18 protein-coding genes are annotated in these 18,672 nt (G+C 49.6%); 9 read left to right on the plus strand and 9 right to left on the minus strand.

The window, feature by feature from the left end; translation table 11 throughout:
• The first annotated feature begins 20 nt into the window (after window positions 1-20).
• Window positions 21-653, plus strand: a complete 633-nt coding sequence (gene leuD / locus KDW_RS24715; RefSeq protein WP_151758608.1) for a 3-isopropylmalate dehydratase small subunit — start codon at window positions 21-23, stop codon at window positions 651-653.
• A gap of 70 nt (window positions 654-723) precedes the next feature.
• Here leuD and KDW_RS24720 read toward each other — a convergent pair whose 3' ends face one another.
• Window positions 724-1,758: an SIS domain-containing protein gene (locus KDW_RS24720; RefSeq protein ID WP_151758609.1), complete on the minus strand. Its 1,035-nt coding sequence runs from the start codon at window positions 1,756-1,758 to the stop codon at window positions 724-726.
• 266 nt (window positions 1,759-2,024) lie between these two features.
• On the opposite strand from KDW_RS24720, the gene KDW_RS24725 reads away from it, so the two are divergent.
• Window positions 2,025-3,731: a serine/threonine protein kinase gene (locus tag KDW_RS24725; protein ID WP_151758610.1), complete on the plus strand. Its 1,707-nt coding sequence runs from the start codon at window positions 2,025-2,027 to the stop codon at window positions 3,729-3,731.
• 129 nt (window positions 3,732-3,860) lie between these two features.
• On the opposite strand, the gene KDW_RS24730 is transcribed toward KDW_RS24725, so the two are convergent.
• On the minus strand, window positions 3,861-5,711 hold the full coding sequence (locus KDW_RS24730) for an MraY family glycosyltransferase (protein WP_151758611.1): 1,851 nt from the start codon (window positions 5,709-5,711) through the stop codon (window positions 3,861-3,863).
• Between the two features lie 356 nt (window positions 5,712-6,067).
• Between KDW_RS24730 and KDW_RS24735 the strand changes: the two genes are divergently transcribed.
• Window positions 6,068-6,280 (plus strand): hypothetical protein, encoded by a 213-nt coding sequence (locus tag KDW_RS24735; RefSeq protein WP_151758612.1) that lies wholly within the window; start codon window positions 6,068-6,070, stop codon window positions 6,278-6,280.
• Window positions 6,281-6,307: 27 nt separating this feature from the next.
• Here KDW_RS24735 and KDW_RS24740 read toward each other — a convergent pair whose 3' ends face one another.
• The 6 genes from KDW_RS24740 to KDW_RS24765 form a co-directional block, all read right to left on the minus strand.
• Window positions 6,308-7,405 carry a glycosyltransferase family 9 protein gene (locus tag KDW_RS24740; protein ID WP_151758613.1) on the minus strand — a complete coding sequence of 366 codons (1,098 nt, stop codon included), beginning with the start codon at window positions 7,403-7,405 and terminating at the stop codon, window positions 6,308-6,310.
• Between the two features lie 367 nt (window positions 7,406-7,772).
• Entirely contained in the window at window positions 7,773-8,210 is a 438-nt protein-coding gene (locus KDW_RS24745; protein ID WP_151758614.1) for a Fur family transcriptional regulator, read from the minus strand.
• Between the two features lie 221 nt (window positions 8,211-8,431).
• Complete coding sequence (locus KDW_RS24750) at window positions 8,432-9,337, minus strand: metal ABC transporter permease (protein WP_151758615.1); 906 nt, start codon at window positions 9,335-9,337, stop codon at window positions 8,432-8,434.
• Between the two features lie 8 nt (window positions 9,338-9,345).
• The gene (locus KDW_RS24755; protein ID WP_151758616.1) at window positions 9,346-10,260 is read right to left on the minus strand and encodes a metal ABC transporter permease; all 915 of its coding nucleotides are present in this window, start codon (window positions 10,258-10,260) and stop codon (window positions 9,346-9,348) included.
• Window positions 10,261-10,275: 15 nt separating this feature from the next.
• The gene (locus KDW_RS24760) at window positions 10,276-11,064 is read right to left on the minus strand and encodes a metal ABC transporter ATP-binding protein (protein ID WP_233097902.1); all 789 of its coding nucleotides are present in this window, start codon (window positions 11,062-11,064) and stop codon (window positions 10,276-10,278) included.
• A 32-nt stretch (window positions 11,065-11,096) separates the two neighbouring features.
• Complete coding sequence (locus KDW_RS24765) at window positions 11,097-12,020, minus strand: metal ABC transporter solute-binding protein, Zn/Mn family (protein WP_151758617.1); 924 nt, start codon at window positions 12,018-12,020, stop codon at window positions 11,097-11,099.
• Window positions 12,021-12,430: 410 nt separating this feature from the next.
• On the opposite strand from KDW_RS24765, the gene KDW_RS24770 reads away from it, so the two are divergent.
• Together KDW_RS24770 and KDW_RS32400 are read left to right on the plus strand one after the other, a co-directional pair.
• The gene (locus KDW_RS24770) at window positions 12,431-12,820 is read left to right on the plus strand and encodes an SCO5389 family protein (RefSeq protein WP_151758618.1); all 390 of its coding nucleotides are present in this window, start codon (window positions 12,431-12,433) and stop codon (window positions 12,818-12,820) included.
• Between the two features lie 287 nt (window positions 12,821-13,107).
• Window positions 13,108-13,503 carry a hypothetical protein gene (locus KDW_RS32400; protein ID WP_151758619.1) on the plus strand — a complete coding sequence of 132 codons (396 nt, stop codon included), beginning with the start codon at window positions 13,108-13,110 and terminating at the stop codon, window positions 13,501-13,503.
• Between the two features lie 118 nt (window positions 13,504-13,621).
• Here KDW_RS32400 and murA read toward each other — a convergent pair whose 3' ends face one another.
• Window positions 13,622-14,911, minus strand: a complete 1,290-nt coding sequence (murA, locus tag KDW_RS24780; protein WP_151758620.1) for a UDP-N-acetylglucosamine 1-carboxyvinyltransferase — start codon at window positions 14,909-14,911, stop codon at window positions 13,622-13,624.
• Window positions 14,912-15,606: 695 nt separating this feature from the next.
• On the opposite strand from murA, the gene KDW_RS24785 reads away from it, so the two are divergent.
• The 4 genes from KDW_RS24785 to KDW_RS24800 all read left to right on the plus strand — a co-directional run bounded on the left by KDW_RS24785 (window position 15,607) and on the right by KDW_RS24800 (window position 18,616).
• Window positions 15,607-16,065: a DedA family protein gene (locus KDW_RS24785; protein ID WP_151758621.1), complete on the plus strand. Its 459-nt coding sequence runs from the start codon at window positions 15,607-15,609 to the stop codon at window positions 16,063-16,065.
• Window positions 16,062-16,292, plus strand: coding sequence for a hypothetical protein (locus KDW_RS24790; protein ID WP_151758622.1), 231 nt, complete (start codon window positions 16,062-16,064; stop codon window positions 16,290-16,292). The genes KDW_RS24785 and KDW_RS24790 overlap by 4 nt, the downstream gene beginning before the upstream one ends.
• 44 nt (window positions 16,293-16,336) lie before the next feature.
• Window positions 16,337-17,227 carry an alkaline phosphatase family protein gene (locus KDW_RS24795; protein WP_151758623.1) on the plus strand — a complete coding sequence of 297 codons (891 nt, stop codon included), beginning with the start codon at window positions 16,337-16,339 and terminating at the stop codon, window positions 17,225-17,227.
• Window positions 17,228-17,491: 264 nt separating this feature from the next.
• Window positions 17,492-18,616, plus strand: a complete 1,125-nt coding sequence (locus KDW_RS24800; protein ID WP_151758624.1) for a HEAT repeat domain-containing protein — start codon at window positions 17,492-17,494, stop codon at window positions 18,614-18,616.
• The last annotated feature ends 56 nt before the right edge of the window (window positions 18,617-18,672 follow it).

An 18,672-nucleotide genomic window follows, 5' to 3' on the forward strand; every position in this document is an offset into this window, starting at 1 on the left:
GAGAGGAGATTCAAGAAGATATGCAACCATTTACGACGCATAGCGGTCTGGTGATGCCATTGGATCGCGTAAATGTGAATACGGATGAGATTTTACCAGCTCGCTTCCTTAAAACCATTAAACGAACAGGCCTGGCTGAGGCCTTGTTTGCCAACTGGCGTTATCTGGACGAGGAGCAGACGCCGAATCCAGCTTTTGTGTTGAATGAGGTTCGTTATCAAGATGCAAGCATCCTGGTGGCGGGTGACAATTTTGGTTGTGGTTCCTCGCGTGAACATGCACCCTGGGCGCTGGCCGAGTATGGCTTTCGCGCTATTATTGCTCCCAGTTTCGCGGATATTTTCTATAATAACTGCTTCAGTAATAGTATTCTTCCGATTGTGTTTGCTGAAGATATTGTGAATGGATTTCTCCGCGAGATCGAGGCCAATCCAGGTTATCGTTTAACGATCGACCTTGCCGCCCAGACCGTGACGCGTCCCAATCAAGATGTCCTGCGTTTTGAAATCGATGCTTTCCGTAAGGAACGTCTGTTGAAGGGACTTGATATGGTTGGCTGGACATTGCAGGCGAGGGATGACATTACTCGCTATGAGCAGCGCCGCCAGCAGGAGGCTCCCTGGTACTTTTCCAATACCGTGGCGACACAGTAATATCGTCTCCCCAAAAACGACCTCCTCGCTTTCGTATTCGAGGGGTCGTTTTTGGGGAGCTAACAACAGTTTAACGAGTCAGCGTAATTTTGTTCAATCCACGTGGAGTATCGGGCTCCAGACGCTTACTCAGGGTCAGGTGGAGTCCGAAGAGTTGTCCTGGAATAATAGCCGCGAGGGGACTGAGCCATTCGGGAACACCAGCTGGAATGGCAAAGCGTGTCTGGGCAAGCTCCAGGGCGTCTTCAGCATCGGAAATAATTAATAGCTCGGCCTGACGTTTCTGTAGCTCCTTAGCCAGTTCAAGCATGTCGGGAAAGGTAGCTCCAGTCGGCATGGCCAGAAGGGTAGGGAGTCCTTCTTCAATCGTCGCGATCGGACCATGACGAAAATCGGCGGAAGAGTAGGCTGTAGCCATGATGTAGGTTAGTTCTTTTAATTTCAGCGCCAGCTCGAACGCGGTAGCATAGTTATAGCCACGGCCTACCACGACACACTGATTCATATAGCGGTAGCGCTCCGCACGCTGAGCGATCTCACCCGCGCCCTTTAAGGTTTGCGCAATAGTTGCTGGCATGTGTTGTAGTTCACTCAAGCGCTGCGGATCTTCATTCCAGGCGGCTGCGAAGAGCATCATAATGGCTAACTGGGCTGTATATGTCTTGGTGGCGGCCACACTGCGCTCCTGACCGGCATGTAGCTCAACCACATGATCGGCAACTTTAGCCAGAGCTGAATTGCCATCGTTGGTGATCGCGATCGTAGGCCGTCCCTGCCGTTTGCCTTCTTCAAGTACAGCCACGATGTCCGGAGATTGGCCGGACTGAGAAATACCGACTACGAGGGCGTTATTCATGCGTGGAGGGGTCGCATACAACGTTTGCAAAGAAGGAGCCGCCAGGGCAATCGGATAACGTGCCATGGTGGCCCAGGCGTATTTCGCATAGGTAGCAGCATGATCTGATGAACCACGGGCCGCAATCAAAATATAATCAAATGCAGGCAGTTGTGCCACTATTTTTTTAACGTGCTCTGTCTCTTTATCCAGAAGGTGTGCAATCACCTCTGGCTGACTATGGATTTCCTGCTCCAATAATGACGACATATATCCTCCAAATAATCTACTCGCTAACAATGCAGACACACTCTAAGTAACTATATCATAAATCTGGTATAGTGGTCTAGATGACTTGAACACGAGTGGAAAGTAACAACTATCCTGAAAAATGCGGCGTGTAAATTGCTTTATTATGAGCATAAAAGTACTTATCTGTTTCTATGTTATGCGTTATGGTTTCATATGTGCTATAGTGATGGTGATCGTGCCAGATTCTTATACACGTAACGTCTACCGATTATGAGGAGCGAGCTATGTCATTAGACGGGATGTACCTCGGTCGTTATCATTTGTTGCATGTGTTGGGAAGTGGTGGTATGGGTGAGGTATATTTGGCAGATGACACTCGGATTAAAAGACATGTAGCGGTAAAGGTTGTACGCAATGATGCACCTATGCTGCATGTCGCGGAAGCTATCCAGAGGTCGACGCAGCTTTTTGAGCGGGAAATGCATGCCATCGCTAGTTTAGACCATCCTGCGATTCTGCCGCTTTTTGATTATGGCGAGCAGGAGGTGAATGGGACCACCATCACGTATATGGTGATGCCTTATCGCTCAGAAGGTTCTCTTTATCAGTGGATGCAGACTCGTAACGATGGGCAGTTGTTGCCTCTTGCTGATGTGGCGCGTTTTATTGAGCAGGCGGCCAGTGCCTTACAGCATGCGCACAATCAGGGTATTGTGCACCAGGATGTGAAGCCCGATAATTTTCTTTTGCGAATCCGGCCAGAGCAACCAGCACAGCCAGATCTCCTCCTGGCCGATTTTGGTGTGGCACGCTCACTGTCAGGAACTTCCCATTCTACCCAGACCATTCGCGGGACGCTCATGTACATGGCTCCAGAGCAATGGGACGGTCATCCGGTGCTGGCGTCGGATCAATATGCTCTGGCAATTATGGCTTATGAATTGCTGGTTGGCTATCCACCTTTTGATGGCAGGCCTGGCACCATTATGTATAAACATCTGTCGCAGCATCCCGATCCACCCTCCAGCCGTAATCCTGCTCTTCCCACCTCGGTCGATACTGTACTGTTAAAGGCCCTGGCCAAGCGACCGGAGGAACGTTTCAATTCAGTTACTGATTTTGCTCGGGCGTTCCGACAGGCGCTGCAAACGGTTCCTGGCGGTGTCCAGATGAGTAGCGCATTGCCTGGTTTGTCTGTTCCGCAGAGTGGCGCTTTACGACATGTAACTCCCCTGGACCATAGTGCTCCCACTATTGCTGCTCCGCCAGGACAACGTGCGCGTCCGACTCGGCCCCAGATCGCGCCATTGCCGCCTCGCCGTGCTCCGCTGGCACATGATTTTTTTGCTCGTAAGACAACTTTACTGACGCTTTTGATTCTGGTCTTTTTGTTGGGGGGCGTTGGCTGGGTGTATGCCTTTACGTTAAGTCATCCATCGAACGGTTTAGATGTATTTGCTCACGTTGACACTTCAGCCACACGGACGGCGGTGGCGAAATCTTTACATAGTATGCGAGCTACCCAGACAGCAGTGGCACAGCAGGCGGCTACTGCGACTGCGCGGGCGCAGGCTCATCTCCAGGCGACGAGTACAGCGCTGGCACGCCAGCATGTGGCTGCTACAAGTACTGCGGTTGCCAATGCGCAACTCTTACAGGCCAATCAAACCTCTTTTACGAACCTGGCGGGTTGCTCTACCATGGGTGCTGATATGGCGACCTGTCCCGTTACCTTAACGAATCGTAGCGATACGGATGAAAACTGGTATGCGACCTCAGATCGTCCCTCGTATCTAGGCGTTATCGCTACACGCGATGGTGATGATAACCAGGGGACGGTAGGGGCACAGGATACACAAAAGGTTGATGTGGAGGTTTCTCTCCTGTGCTTTCAGTCGGATTTTGGTGATACAACCGCTAAAACCGCCCATTTCACGATTCAGGCTCCTCATAATGCTATTCCAATCACCGTCACCTGGAAGTGTCAGTAGTCTTTCATACATAATGCCATGGTTCCCATACACACCCTTTCCTTGTGTATGAGAACCATAGCAGCAGCGAGCGATGCGTGCTCGGACGCGAGCTGGTCGCAGCCATGAAAGCTGCCGCTACGGTACGAGTTAAGATTGTTCAGATGGGGTTTTGTTGTCGGGAACCAGTGCTTTCCAGGGACTGCCGGTTTCGCCGCTGTTGACTTCTTCCGCGCTGATTGGCTCATGCGGATTGGGCATATCGGCTGGTGGCAAGTTTCCGGTCAGGATTGGTTGGCGCTGTTCCTCGATCCTGGCTCTGAGCTGGTCGCGTTTCATTGGCTGGGTCTCATGTTTATCCAATGCCAGGCGATTGTCTACCTCGGCTAAAAGTCTGGCGATCTCAGGTCTGAGCAGGCGATTGCGCTCTGGAATACGATTCCATTGCGCCATGGCGGCTGGAAAATAGCCTGCGCGATAGCAGTAGAGTCCGAGCATGGCACGTGCATCAAAGATGGTCATGCGTTGAAAGAGTGCCATATCTTCAGTCGGTGTCTCGATTACATCTTCGCTGGCATCGATACTTTCGACATGATGATAGAGTCTGATGCCCATGATACTTAATGGATATCCATAATAGAGGGCGAGACGCAGATGGCGGGTGCGCCCAGAGTTTGGCTGCTTGCCCACAAAGTAACATTTGGACCAGGTGCCGCTAGACCAGATACCAGCCATCAGTACAAAGGCCAGAAAGCGAGCCAGATAGCGCTGCCAGCTGATCGTGTCGACCGAAATGAGTACGCTCAGTACGGCGAAGACTGCGCCAAGCGTCCAGGCTGCGTAGACCAGGTGCTTGCGATTCCAACCGAGCAGGTCGAAGTGATGATGGAGCGGTGTGGCTAAAAATGGCAAAGGAAATTCAGTATGTGGGATAAAATCTCCGTTGTTGGCAAAGCGCAGAATCTTCATCCGTTTGCGATAGAATGGCGTGAGGATGCGCGTTGAGACAATCACGGAGAGTGCTTCCAGCACAAAGACGCCGCCAATAGTGGTCAGCAGTAAAATTTCATTGCGCGAGAAAAGGGCGATCATCGCCAGCAAGCCACCAAGCGCCAGGGCTCCGCTATCCCCCATATATATTTTCGCGCGCCTCTTGACACTGGCACTACGCCGGGCCGCCCAGGGAGAAGGCCAGTTCCAGGGCAGAAATCCCAGAGCGGCTCCCGCACAGATCAAACAGAGGACTTCCAGCACCAGACCTTCGGGATGGGTGATCAGGTCATCTAAACGGCCTGATATGGCGATTGCCAGCGCCAGAGCAGCACTAAAGACCAATCCTCCAGCCAGTCCGTCAAAACCATCACTAAAATCGACCGAGACGGCGGTCGCTGTGCCTGTGAAACCTATCAGTAGAATTAAAAAGATAAACCAGCCAAAATAGGCAGCATGTGGAAATGTGACGCGACAGGGTAGGTCAACGGCTGATGGATTTCCACAGATCAAGTTGCCCAGTAAAGGAAGATCTTTCCAGATGCTATATGATTCTTGTCCCGCAGAAAAGAAAAAGAAATAACAGACCGCTGCTACAACTGACACCAGGAAGACGCCAGAAAACTTGGCCGCTTCTGATAAACCTTTATTTCGATATACCTTGCGCCAATCATCCAGAAAACCAATAATGGCGTATCCGGCGGTAGCTCCCAATGCTATCAACAGCAGGTTCCATTGGTTTTGATCTAAATGCAGGAAATAGCCCGCACAGATACCTGTAATGATGATGGCGATAGTGAAGGCTGGCCCTCCCACCAGGGGAAGCTCAACTGTCTTGATTTCGCGTCCCACCGTTGGCATATCCATGCGGTGAGTACCGGGCTTATGTTCGCCACTGCGAAAAGTGGGGAAGAGCTTTTTGGCGATGCCACATAAAAGCAAACTTCCTGCCAGACAGGTGGCAAAGATGAGAAGTAGCCAGCCAACTTGTTCGAATTGTATTGCTTTCATCTTTATGTCAACTCTCACGATTGATGTATAAAATAAAATATTTTGTCCAACGGGTTAGAGACGGCTACTTTGCTATATATGTAACTTTATCGCTGGAAATTGGGAGAAAGGTACACTCATCCGGGCCTTCTACCTTCATCCTCTCCCCAATGCGCTACTGATAATTTCATTGTACTCTAGTATTACGTTTTTCAGAGCAAAAATTTGAGCATGTTTTTTTGTATAGCCAATATAGTAGAGAGAGAACCTGTTTAATATGTGTGTTCAGGATGAACGTATGGCAGGATGTCAGGCTAAGGAGCGGCCCAAAACATCTTTTTCAGGTGTAAATAACGTTATAGAAAGGCAAAATGCGCATGCGTACAATACTCTTGCGGCAAAGTTTGCTCTCAGCTTGTCTTGGTCTCTGCCTCGTCGCGACGCTCTCGTCAGGCATGGTACAGGCCCAGGCACTCAGTGATTTCATCAATACAGGTTTCCGTACCAATGATATCGCCGCCGCTAACCTGTATCTTGTCGGTTCAACCGTTGCCCACTATTTCTTGAATCTGTCAGGTTCCCAGTACTAAATGCAGATAACGGATTATAGTTGATGTTTATATCTGGGAGATTAATTCTCGGGCTGCTGTAATGACCTCTGCTGTAGAAATACTCGCGACCAGCGAGTCTGAATGTTTACACGTTTCGTAGAGGACATTATGGTCACAGGCTGGACAATGTAATTGCCAGGAAACCAGAGGGCGCTGCTGAAGGCGACTGAGTGGCATGGCGGTGATCATGTTGAGACACCAGTAGATGCCAACTGTGGCCGTTCCAATAGCGCCTGCTACACGCTGGGGGCCAGTCTCGTTAGAGACAAGTAACCTACAGCGCGCCAGGAGTCCTGTGAGACTGCCCGGAGAGAGCTGACCTGCCAGGTCCTGGGCGGGCATATGCATCTGCTGGACTACACTGGCAGTAAGCTCTTTTTCTGTTTGTGTACCAATAACGACTATGCGCGCACCCAGCCTGGCCAGGGCATCACCTACTGCGGCGAATTTTGCGGCTGGCCAGCGTTGTCGCGGCTCACTGGCACCGGGATGCAGCGCTACCAGGAATTGTTGATGTGCGGGAACAATTGCCAGCGATGCGTCCAGGTCGGCTTGTGTGACTGCCAGGCGCGGCCAGCTATCAACCGGTTTAGGAACACCAACCAGACTGACAACTTCTTGATAACGGATGATTTCATGCTGTAGCGCGCTATAGGGGAGCCAGCGATCGAGTGGAACTGCGTCAGGCGTTTTCAAGCCAGCACTGGTCTGTGCTCCTAATTTCAGGAGAAATGGATTGGCGTACCGCCCTCCATCGTGGAGTTGTATGGCCAGATCAAAGTGTTCTGCGCGCATTGCGGCAAAGAATTGTTTCAGTTCGTTTTGATTTTCTGGGAATTCCGTTTCTTCGCTGACACCTGCATAGGGCGGAACAACTATGACGCGATCAATCGGGGCGGGCCTGTTTTCGAGAAATGTGGCGTGCCAGCCTCTGCCCAGTAAGACTATTTCAGCATTGGCATATGTGCGGCGAAGTGCTTCAAGGGCTGGTAGTATGAAGATGAAATCCCCAAGAGTGTCTGCCCTCAGGACTGCTATTTTTTTGACATCGGGAATAACGTCCGTTGCGTTCTGTCTGTCTCGCAGGCTGTCATAATACTCCATGCTTGCTGCATTCCTTTCCTCTAGCTGAGCTTATGGGTTTGTAGCAGCACAGGATGGCAGTTGGAATGATCAACTGCTGTGCTCTGGCGTGTATAATTACATTTTGCCTTAAAAATAGAAGGACATCGCTGTTGGGGCTTCTTCAGCGTGGAGTTTAAGAAAACATGTCTCACATAATTAGCACGTGTGAAATTCGCAAAAGGGGACTCAGCCACTGACTTTGTTCAAACGTGCTGTGGCTTGCTCCCAGGCTGGATGATTTTATCCGCTTTTCGTTGTATGCCGGATTTTTGTGGGTACGCAAAATTTGAGGAAGTGTCAGGATTCAGCGAACTGGTGGCAGGCTCGCCATATAGAGAGCCATACATCAGGAACGGCAGGTTTCACAGCGGCCAAAGAGTGCCAGCGAATGTCCTTCAATCTCAAAGTTAGCCTGATCACCAATCGCATGGATTTGATCTGCAGGTAAGCACAGGTCGACTTCGACCACACGATGACATTGGGTGCAGGTCAGGTGATGATGATGACTTCCACCACATATGCGGTAGTGATGCGTACCGTCCGCAAACTCGATGCGGTCAAGCAGGCCTTTATCCGCCATCTTTTCGATGGAACGAAATACCGTGGCGCGCCCTATTTTGGGATCCACAGCTCGTAGCTCTTGCCATAGATCGTCGGTGGTAAAATCATCACCATTATTGGCAAGCTCGACTAACCGCTCGGCAATGAGGCGGCGTGGGCGGGTGTTGCGCTGACTCATCTCGTCAAACGCATGGTAAATTTTATCCGTTATCTCCTTTGACATGGCTGTTTCTCCAATTTCATCTGCATGAGTACTTTCTTCATGCGGGTTTTCCTGGACCTTTCGCGTCAGGTGGTCAACTGGCTGATTGGGCCACAATTGCCTTCTGATGACTATAGTCTATCACAACTGACACAGTCTCACTACATTTCTTGTCTGTATTATCCGGCTTTTCTATACACTCCTGCTACCTCTTCACAAGATTTTTGTTTGCTTCTCAGCTCTTAATACGTTGGTACACCAATTTCTTCGCGATCAGTACAACCGGTACAGCGTTTGAGTGGCTGGGCGCGTTTGGGAGCGCGAATAATACCCAGTCGGCTCATGATCACTGAAACAAAGTAGAGTCCTGTTGCCAGTGCGACAATATAAAAGCCGACCGGTAGGTATTTCCCAAACGTGCCGGTAAAGGCGAGCGTCAGTCCACTCCAGGTACATACCAGGCTCAGAAGAATTGCCAGCCCGATTGAGGTTCCTGGATGATTGGTCAGACGTAGCGCTGTGGCCGCTGGTGCAATCAACAGAGCAATAATCAACAATACTCCTACCACCAGGATCGAGACCGAGATGGTGGCTGAGAGGATTAGCAAAAAGACGGTTGAGAGGAAGCGGACCGGGACGCCACGTGTCCGGGCAACTTCTGGATCAATGGATGCAAAGAGCAAAGGTCGGAATAAGATAGTTAATAATAGGATCAGTAGCGTGCTACAGAGTAAGGTTACTATCACATCTGATCTCTGGACGCTTAAGATAGAGCCAAAAAGAATACCGATACCAACATTGGCGTTGGCGCTACCAGTCCGGTTGTAGATGGTTACAAAAAGTACACCCAGACCCAGGGCGAAAGAGAGGATCATGCCAATTTCAACGTCGCGCCCACGAATCCGTTCGCCCAGCGCCCCCATACCCAATGCTGAGATGAATGAGAATATCAGCATGCCGAACAGTGAGCTAATACCGAGCACAACGGCTCCTGTGGCGCCCGCGAAGCTGATATCGGAAAGCGCCTCACTGGCGAACGTTTGTGATCGTAGCACGACGAAGTAGCCAACGCAGGCGGCCACAATCGCCACAATGGTGCCAGCGATAAATGCGTTCTGGACAAATTCATGACTGAAAAGTTCTAGCATGATGTGCTCTATCTCCCTCTTACTTCGACAGGCTCGACCATGGCTTGCCGGTTGTTTTCCTGTATAGCATCAACTGTTTTGCCTGGTTGTTTTTCCCTGTAACCACGTCCGAGCCAGTAAGGAGAGAAGAAGCGTACGGGAAGATAGACGGCAAATGCGATCGTGGCAATATAGAAACTGGCAGGCCAGAGACCATTTGAGATCGACAGTAAAATACCCAGCCACATATAACACAATCCCAGGCCAATCGCGATCATGATGGCCCAGGCTGGACGGCGGGCAATGCGGACGGCGGTGGCGGCAGGGCCGACCAGCATCGTGAAGACGAGCAGGGCTCCTACGATCTGGATGGCGATTGAGACGGCCAGCGCTACCAGCATCAGAAACACTACCGCCAGTCCACGCACGGGTACACCTCTGGCCTGCGCGACCACTGGATCAAATGAGCTGAAGAGCAGGGGTCGATACAGGACAATGATTGCGCCGATGGTGAGCAGGCAAGCGATAAACATCAGCAGGACATCCTGCCGGCTAATTCCCAGGATGGTGCCAAAGAGGACACTATAAACGCGCTCTGCATAGCCCGAATAGAGGGAGAGAAACATGAATCCCAGGCCCAAAGCAAACGTCATAATAATTCCGATGGAAATATCTCGTTCCTGTATCTCTTTACCCATGAGCCCGATGATCACACCTGCTCCAATGGTGAAGGCAAAGAGCCCGTAGATTGGATTTGCTCCGATCAGTACTGCGCCAGCAGCTCCGGCGAAACCGATATTGGGCAGAGCATGACCAGCAAAGGTGAGGCCACGCGCAATCAAAAAATATCCCACCAGCGCAGCGACCACCGCAATGCATGATCCAGCGAGCAAGGCATTGATGATAAATTCGTATTGCAGCGAGTCGATGATTGAATTCAACATAGAAGTTTTCCTGACCTATATCTCTGCACCAACAACAAACATCCTTCCAAGGGCTCTAACAACTTCTACAGGTGATCCATACAACCGTGTGAGCGTCTCGGTCGTGATAACCTCTTCTGGCGTTCCGATCGTACTGTTCCCATTGGCAACGTAGATGACCTTATCAATTACGTTCAAGAGTGGATTTACATCGTGTGCGACCAGCAAGACGGCCACATTGCGGGCTCGACAGACATTATTGACCAGGGTGACAATCTCCTGACCACGTGTGATGTCCAGGTTTGAGAGTGGCTCATCCAGCAAGAGCAGGCGTGGATTGGTTAATAACGCCTGCGCAATCAGCAGGCGTTGTTGCTCGCCGCCAGAAAGTTGTCCTACCGGCGCGTTAGCAAAATGGAGAGCATCCACTTCTTCGAGCGCTTTTTCAATCATCGCCGTACGTTTGCGACTGGGCCAGCCAGGACCCCAGCGGTGTCCGTCCAGTCCAAAGCCCACGACATCACGTGCCCGCAGCGCTAAATCTGCTTCGAGGACGCGATGCTGTGGCGCGTAGCCAATATCCGTATTACCACGGCGGGGCGCTTTTCCCAGCACACGTACTGAACCAGAACTTTGCTTGATCAGGCCCAGTAAAAGCTTCAGCAGGGTACTTTTACCCGCCCCATTGGGACCCAGAATGGCGATAAATTCACCTTCATTCACCGTCAGGTTGATATTCTCCTGAATGGTGCGTTTCCCAAGTTGTATGTGGACATCTTCTAAAGCGATAATCGGTGTAATACCTGCCGCTACATCATTCTTCACGTTCTTTATTTCCTGTTTTTTTATTCACGCGACTATTTGTTGCTTGCTAACGCTTGTTCGACTTTCTCTAACTGAGTCAACATCCAACTTTGATAGGTCTGGTCTGGTGGCATTGTTTCAGTGACAGGGACAACGGGTATGTTTCTGGCTCTGGCGTCGCTCATAAGTTTGGTTGTAATGGCTGACTGGGTTTGTTGATTGTAAATAAATACTTTTATCTGACGTTGGTTGATCTGATTCTCGGCTGTTATAACGGTATTGGCGGGTGGATCATTACCTTCTGCCAGCGCTTTTTGAAATTCATCAGGTGTCAATACACGTAAACCCATTGGACCCGTCTGGTAGCGCAGGATGGTTTCAGTGAGCCCTACCGGGGCATTGGCGTATTTGGATCTGATTTCATCCATCTTTTGATTTATCTTACTCAGTTCACGCTCAAATATGATGAGATTTTGCGCATATTCCGCTGCGTGGGCAGTGTCAAGCGTTTTTAAGGTATCCGCTATTGCGCTGGCAATATTTTTTGCGTTGTCAGGACTATACCAGACGTGTTCGTTATCTGGCAGCTTGTTTGGTGCGACGTCAAAACCTTTGATAACTTTGCGCTCACTGCTGGGTGTACTGGAAAGCAGCTTATCCATCCAATCGTCATAGCCTCCGCCATTGGCGATGACAAGCTGTGCTCTGGCGACCGCTTTAACCTGATCAACGTTGCTCTCGTATGAATGAGGATCAACATTGGGATCTGCCAGCATGCTGGTTACACTGACATGTTTCCCACCAATCTGCCTGACGATACTACCATAGAAATTTTCCGCTGCTACCACCGAAATAGTATTGCTACCTTGCGTAGATGATGTGCCGGCAAGACCTGTATGGCTGCCGCAAGCACTCAATAAAAATAAGGCCATGAGAGCAATGCATAAGGCCGCTTGCTTGTTTCGCCCTGAACGCATGAAATTTTTCCCCTGAAGAACGCAACGTGCAACTTTTTTTATTTTTATCACTCTCAGAAATAAGCAAGCGCCGCAGGCGCGAGGTGTCAGCGAAAAAACCTGCACATAGGTTGATGTATATTTTAATGGTACTATGTACCGATATTAATGATACTGAATATCTATATCGAAGAATAGCATACAGATAGAGCTGTTGTCAATGAGATATATTCTCATTAACGATTTCAATCCCTGATTATAATTAAGACATAGTCTCAATAGTCTTGTTTTATACGATTTTTCATGCCTGGCTTATTTGGACTATAAAAAATCTCTCTGCTCTTCGGACATTACATGCATGAAAAGTTAATCAGAGCTATTTTGTCTCAACGCGAGATATCGTAGCGTCAATATCAGGAAGGATTGAAAATATGTCCCTTGATGTATCACCAGCATTACTTGAACAGGCTCAGGAGGATGCTATTAGCCCTAATGATTTTTTACAGTGCATTAAAGAGTCTTTGCCCTATGCCTGGGAATTAATAGAGCAACTTGCAGGACGTTTAAAGCAAGAGAATGCTGCTTTTGTGGATAATCAGGTTCCACCTCCCACTGAGCAAGCCCGTGGCCAATTATTGCGCCTGCTGGCCAGTGATGCGATGCGCAACGCGGTTGAACATTATTACGGCGTTAAACTGGCTTTCCAGAATTGTCATCGCGTCGCCTTGTTCCCACAGCATACATCAGGTGCTGAGTACGCTGATTTCATTACACCACGCAGTCAGATTCTCAACCAGAGTCCTGAATTGCGTGACTGCTAGGCTTATTGCTTAGCTGCAAACTGCATTTTCCTGTCTACAGACAACGGTAGAGGCAAAGAAGGAGTCATTCCACTATTTCTTTGCTTCTTGTATTTCCAGACCTATTTGTTATCGGCCACATTCTATTTATTGCTCACCTGCCTGTCTTCCGAGTGTTGAAATCATACGTGTAAGAAAAGGAGTTAAAATTCTATGCAATGTTTCGCTCAGGCGTTTTTCGCTTGAAATGAACAGGCATTTGACGCTGGAAAACTGCCGAAGGCAGGGTGGAAAGGATGCTTACCTCTATGTCTGAGAAAAAATTATTTGCCAGTACCAATGCTGGTAAATATGCGATTGGCTCAGCCTATGGGCCTGATATTGTCGAGGGGCAAGTACTGAAAATTCTTCTGGGAGGACAGTGGCTTTCTGGTCGTGTTCGCATCCGTCACAATCATGATGCAGCCGAGCACATGGGAAGCGCGCAATCTGTGGATGCATATGCAACCTCATCATTAGGCAAAGACGATGTGGTAGAAGCCTCTGAAGAATCATTTCCTGCCAGTGATGCGCCAGCGTGGACTGATGAGCGCTCGGCCTCTCCTCAATCTGTGGCAAATAGTAAGGACACGTACTATTTTGTAGCGGACAAGGATGGTAGCATCTATGATTTGGCCCCGGGTATGCAGATACAAACACAATAAGATGACTGGTCCAGGCGGACATATGCTGTCCTTAGCAACTTACATTACTGGTCAGGGGAGATATCCATGGATGTCTCCCCATCTATTTTGTGTGGTACTGCGTCCAGCCGTTGTATGATTAGACTAATGCTTCCTGGCGCTCTTCTGTGATCTGGAGACCTAAGCGTGTCAGACGTCGAATAATTGAGCTATAGCCGCGCTCGATCATTTGAGCATTGTCGATGATGGTTTCTCCCTCGGCGACTGCACCTGCGATGATTAAGGCACTACCTGCGCGGAGGTCGTGCGCCCACACGGTTGCGCCAGAGAGGGGTGCTGGACCAGAGATGACGGCTGAACCATCCTCGAGTTTAATGTTGGCTCCCATTCTGTTGAGGTCGTCGGCGACACCAAAGCGCTGATCAAACAGGGTTTCGCGAATATAGGATGTTCCGGAGGCCATACAGGCCAGGGCCATCAGGGGAGACTGTAGATCGGTAGGATAGCCTGGATAGGGCCAGGTGATGGCGTTGACCGGCCGTAAGTCACCATGGCGTTGCACGCGAATAACCGGACCATCTTCTTGCAGTTCCACACCCATCTGCTCTAACTTGGCCCGTACTACGCCGAAGTGACGTAAATTAGCCCCGATTAAGGCGATATCTCCCTGGGTTGCTGCGGCCATGATTGCCATCGTGCCTGCGTCAATGCGGTCCGGCATAATGGTATATTCGACTGCGGACAATTCTTTGACGCCTTCGATCTGGATTACACCGGTGCCGACGCCAGAGATTTTAGCTCCCATCAAATTTAAGAAGTTGGCGACATTGGCGATCTCGGGTTCCAGAGCGGAATTCTCGATGATGGTGGTACCTTCGGCCAGACACGCTGCAGCCATCAGATTTTCAGTACCTGTATGACTGGGTGTGTCCAGGTAGAGATAGGCACCTTTGGGATTTTGCATACGAACTGAAATAGCTTGCTCATCTTCTGTCACTTCGGCACCCAGGCGGGCAAATCCGCGGTAGTGGAAGTCCAGGCTACGCTTGCCCAGGTTACATCCTCCAACCTTTTCGATGGTGACCTGGCCTGTACGCATCATGACTGGTGGCAGAAAGAGGACTGATCCACGGATCATGTTGGTGAGTTCCGGTGATAAGCTGCTGGATGTGATGTTTGAGGCATCAATAACCAGAACCTGTTCTTCTTCGTGGAGTTTTATTTTTGCGCCCAGCTTGCGGGCGATTTCAACTGCAACATAAACATCATTAATCAGTGGGACATTATGCAGGATGGTCTGTCCTTTACTGGCGAGCAATGATGCGGCGATAATGGGTAATGCGGCATTTTTCGCGCCTTGAATAATTACGGTTCCTTCAAGGCGTTGTCCGCCACGTACGTGATAGCGAACTGGTTGACGTATCGACATAGAATTAGAATCCCCTTTAGTGTGTGTGCATAATCTATGCGCCATTAGCATATCATATCGTTAGGGATTGGATTGAAATGCCAGCATAAAGGACTAGTTGGAGTCCTATCTCGTCGTAACCAGATGGTGGTGCCAATCGTAATTAAATTGTAGTAAGCTAGAAAAATGCTTTTAATTTGCATTGAATGCCATACATGCATAAATTTGAGCTCATATGCATAAAATTAGCCATAAGGTACTATCCAAGTCTCACTCATTCTCCTCTAGTACATTGTCAAACTTCGTGTGATGAGTTGTGCGCCCGCTACGCGGGCGGGATGAGGGGAGATGCCGGGGGCACAGCCCCCGATCCCCCAGTCAAGGGGCTCGCCGCTTGATCATGCCCCCGGCATGCTCGCTTGCATCCCCGCTTTCCCATCAATTGATGTTTGACAGAATACTAGTATTCTGTCAGGCTACATGCGAGGCCAGTCTCTTTTTACTATGGCCCTTATTATGTGTCTTTGATATATGCATGTGTGTTGTCATTTTAGAGTGTGTTTGAATCGTATGTTTTCCATGATCGTTCCACATGATTTTTCACCACCCACTAAAAAGAAACATGGGCACTTTAGTGCCCGCGTGTGGCTAAGTGCAACGATCCCGGGAGGTTTGAGCCTCAGACACACTCTTATAAAGTTGGAGAGAATAGCGATATGATAGTAGCATCTGTGATATCTTTGCACACATTGCAAGATATGCTACATGTGATCGGATATCCAGCCATCGCTCTGTTTATCATGATTGAATGCGTTGGTATACCAATTCCAGGAGAAACCATGTTGCTGCTGGCATCGTTCTATGCAGCGACGGATCCAGCCTTGCAGCTTCCTATTGTGATCGCGTGTGCGGCCTTTGGGGCGATTATGGGTGATAATATCGGCTACTATATTGGCCGCACCGGTGGCAGGGCCGTGGTGGCTCGCTTTGGCCGCTACTTCTTTATTAAGATGGAGCATCTGGAGATTGCGGAACGCTTTTTTGCGCGCCACGGGGCCAAAACGGTTTTTTTTGGTCGCTTTATCTCTCTGTTGCGTATCTTTTCGGCTTTTCTGGCCGGTGTCAACCGCATGCATTGGCGCACATTTATGCTTTATAATGGCCTGGGGGGGTGATCTGGGCCACTTATGTGGGTTTGCTGGGATATATCGCAGGACGTTATTTCCATGAGCATTTTGATCAGGTTGAGCAACTGGCCAGAACGGTTGGTTGGGTAGGATTTGCCGTTGCGGTTGTCGTCACGATAGTGATCGTGGTAATCGTAAAGAAACGGATTGCACGCAGTATTTCTACATCTGTCGAAGCAGAGAAGTCCAAAGAACATTCGCTCACAAAAAGCTGAATTTCTACTCGTGTGTCTGTGTATGTCGGATCTGGAGGTTATTGATGAGGCATCGTGTTGTACTGGTAACAGCTATGTGTGCTGTCATATTGGTCGCGGCCCTGGTGGCCAGTCTGCTTTTTTTTAAGCCGCTGCAGACCAGTTCTCAAACGCTGAGCGCGCAGGTTACCTTACCCCGTCCTGATCATGTGGTGGTAGTAGTTGAGGAGAATCAAGCTTCTGCCAGCATTATTGGTTCCGCTGAGGCACCTTATATCAACTCTCTGGCCAGCCAGGGAGCACTCTTCACCAATTTCCATGCAGAAACGCATCCCAGCCAACCCAATTACCTGGCCCTTTACTCTGGATCTACACAGGGACTGGATAGTGATGCTTGTCCTAATACGTATACAGGTCCCAATTTAGGTGCTTCGCTGCTCAAGGCGCACTTCAGCTTTACTGGCTATTCTGAGACGATGCCTGCTCCCGGCTATACCGGATGTAGCGCACCCGATGACTTCAACGCGCTCTATGCACGCAAGCATAATCCCTGGGTCAATTTTACGAATGTACCCGTTAGTAGCAATCAGCCCTTGACCAGCTTTCCGAGCAACTATAGCCAGTTACCAACCGTGTCCTTTGTCGTACCCAACCAGATACATGATATGCATTCAGCCTCAATTGCCGATGGTGATAGCTGGCTTAAAACCAATCTGGATGGCTATGCGCGCTGGGCTAATACCCATAATAGCCTGCTGATAGTTACCTGGGACGAAGATGATGGTTCGACGACAAATCAGATTGCGACGATTTTTACTGGATCAATGGTGAAATCTGGCCAGTACGACCAATCTCTCAATCACTACAATTTATTACGTACCCTCACAGAAATGTATGGCCTTTCTCCCCTTAATGAGAGCGCTACTACCCCGGCGATTGAGAATATCTGGAAATAACCCGCTTTTATATAGCAAGATTTTTCATAAATAAGCCGGGCACCCCACACCCCGGCAGGAGGGGCGAGACGCCCCTCCTGCCGGGGTGTGGGGTGCCCCCACCAAATCCACCTCCCCACTCTCCCGCCGCAGGCGGGAAGAGCTAATGAATTTTGACTGGATCCTGCTTTTCTACCATTTCTTTATAAAATTTTCAGACAAAAAACAACATTTTCTTTTAAAATAGAAAAAGCTAAAATATTCTATGGAAAACAGGGGTTGGACATGGATAAGGGAATGCTTCTCTTTTCACCGCAAAAAACTATTTCAGATCTGGCCAGTACAGTGGACGCTGTACGCGAGTTGGCTGCTTATCAGTCTATGGTTATTACGGCTAACTTGATCGTAGAACCTCTGCTAGCTGCCTTTGCTATTGAAGAGAACGTACAAATTCGGATCGTCATGGTGAAGGCGTTAGGGATACTGAAAGACACACGAGCGATCAAACCTTTGCTGCTGGCTTTGACTACTGATGCGTACCCTGCTGTACGCTCTGAAGCCGCGGTGGCACTGGGTGAATTGGGGGATGTGGCAGTGGTTGAGCCGCTTATTGCTATACTCTCAGATCCCAATGAAAACAAAGGTGATGCTATGGATGTAAATGTTGTTTCAAGTGTGGTATCTGCTTTGCGCAAGTTGAATGATGCGCGAGCAGTCGAACCATTGATGACAGCGATCGAGCGCAAAGATGATCAGACGCGCGCTGTCATCGCACTCTCTCTGGGAAGCTTTGGTGATATACGTGCTGTAGAGCCACTGCTCAATCTGCTTGATGATCAGGAACCGTTGATTCGGCGCGCGGCCGCCTGTGCTCTGGGAGACCTTGGAGACCGGAGGGCAGTACTTCCTTTGCTGGCAGCTTTGGATGATCCTGATTTGGAGACACGTAATAGTGCCATCAAAGCGCTTGGATTCCTGGGTGACACACGTGCCGTGACACCATTGTTATTTTTACTTAAGCGTGATTATCCTGTCTATCGACGCGTCTTTATCATTGAGACGCTGGATCGCCTGGGGGATCGCGAGGCTGTTCCTTCATTAATCACCTGTCTGTTAAATCCGCAAGAAGAATTAGAAGTGCGGGCGGCCTGTATTGAAGCGCTGGGACGCCTTGGCGATAAACGCGCTGTGCCACTGCTCCTCTCTACTCTCGCTGCTACTGCTGACGATGAAACCTCTGAATTGCGCTGGCGTGTGGCGGTCGCGCTGGGGCAGATTGGTGATACGCAAGCCATTGAAGCATTGCGCCCCTATCTCTCCGATCCTGAACCCGTAATGCATATGGCTGTCAGCACTGCTTTGCGGCAACTAGAGATAGTGAAAGCCGTTACAATGGTATTTGAAAACTAATGTAATCCTCTTGAAGCGCTTTACTCTTTTTATGATGTCGTGCTGAAGGAGTACAT

This window comes from Dictyobacter vulcani, from assembly GCF_008974265.1.
In the GTDB taxonomy this organism is placed as follows: Bacteria; Chloroflexota; Ktedonobacteria; order Ktedonobacterales; family Ktedonobacteraceae; genus Dictyobacter; species Dictyobacter vulcani.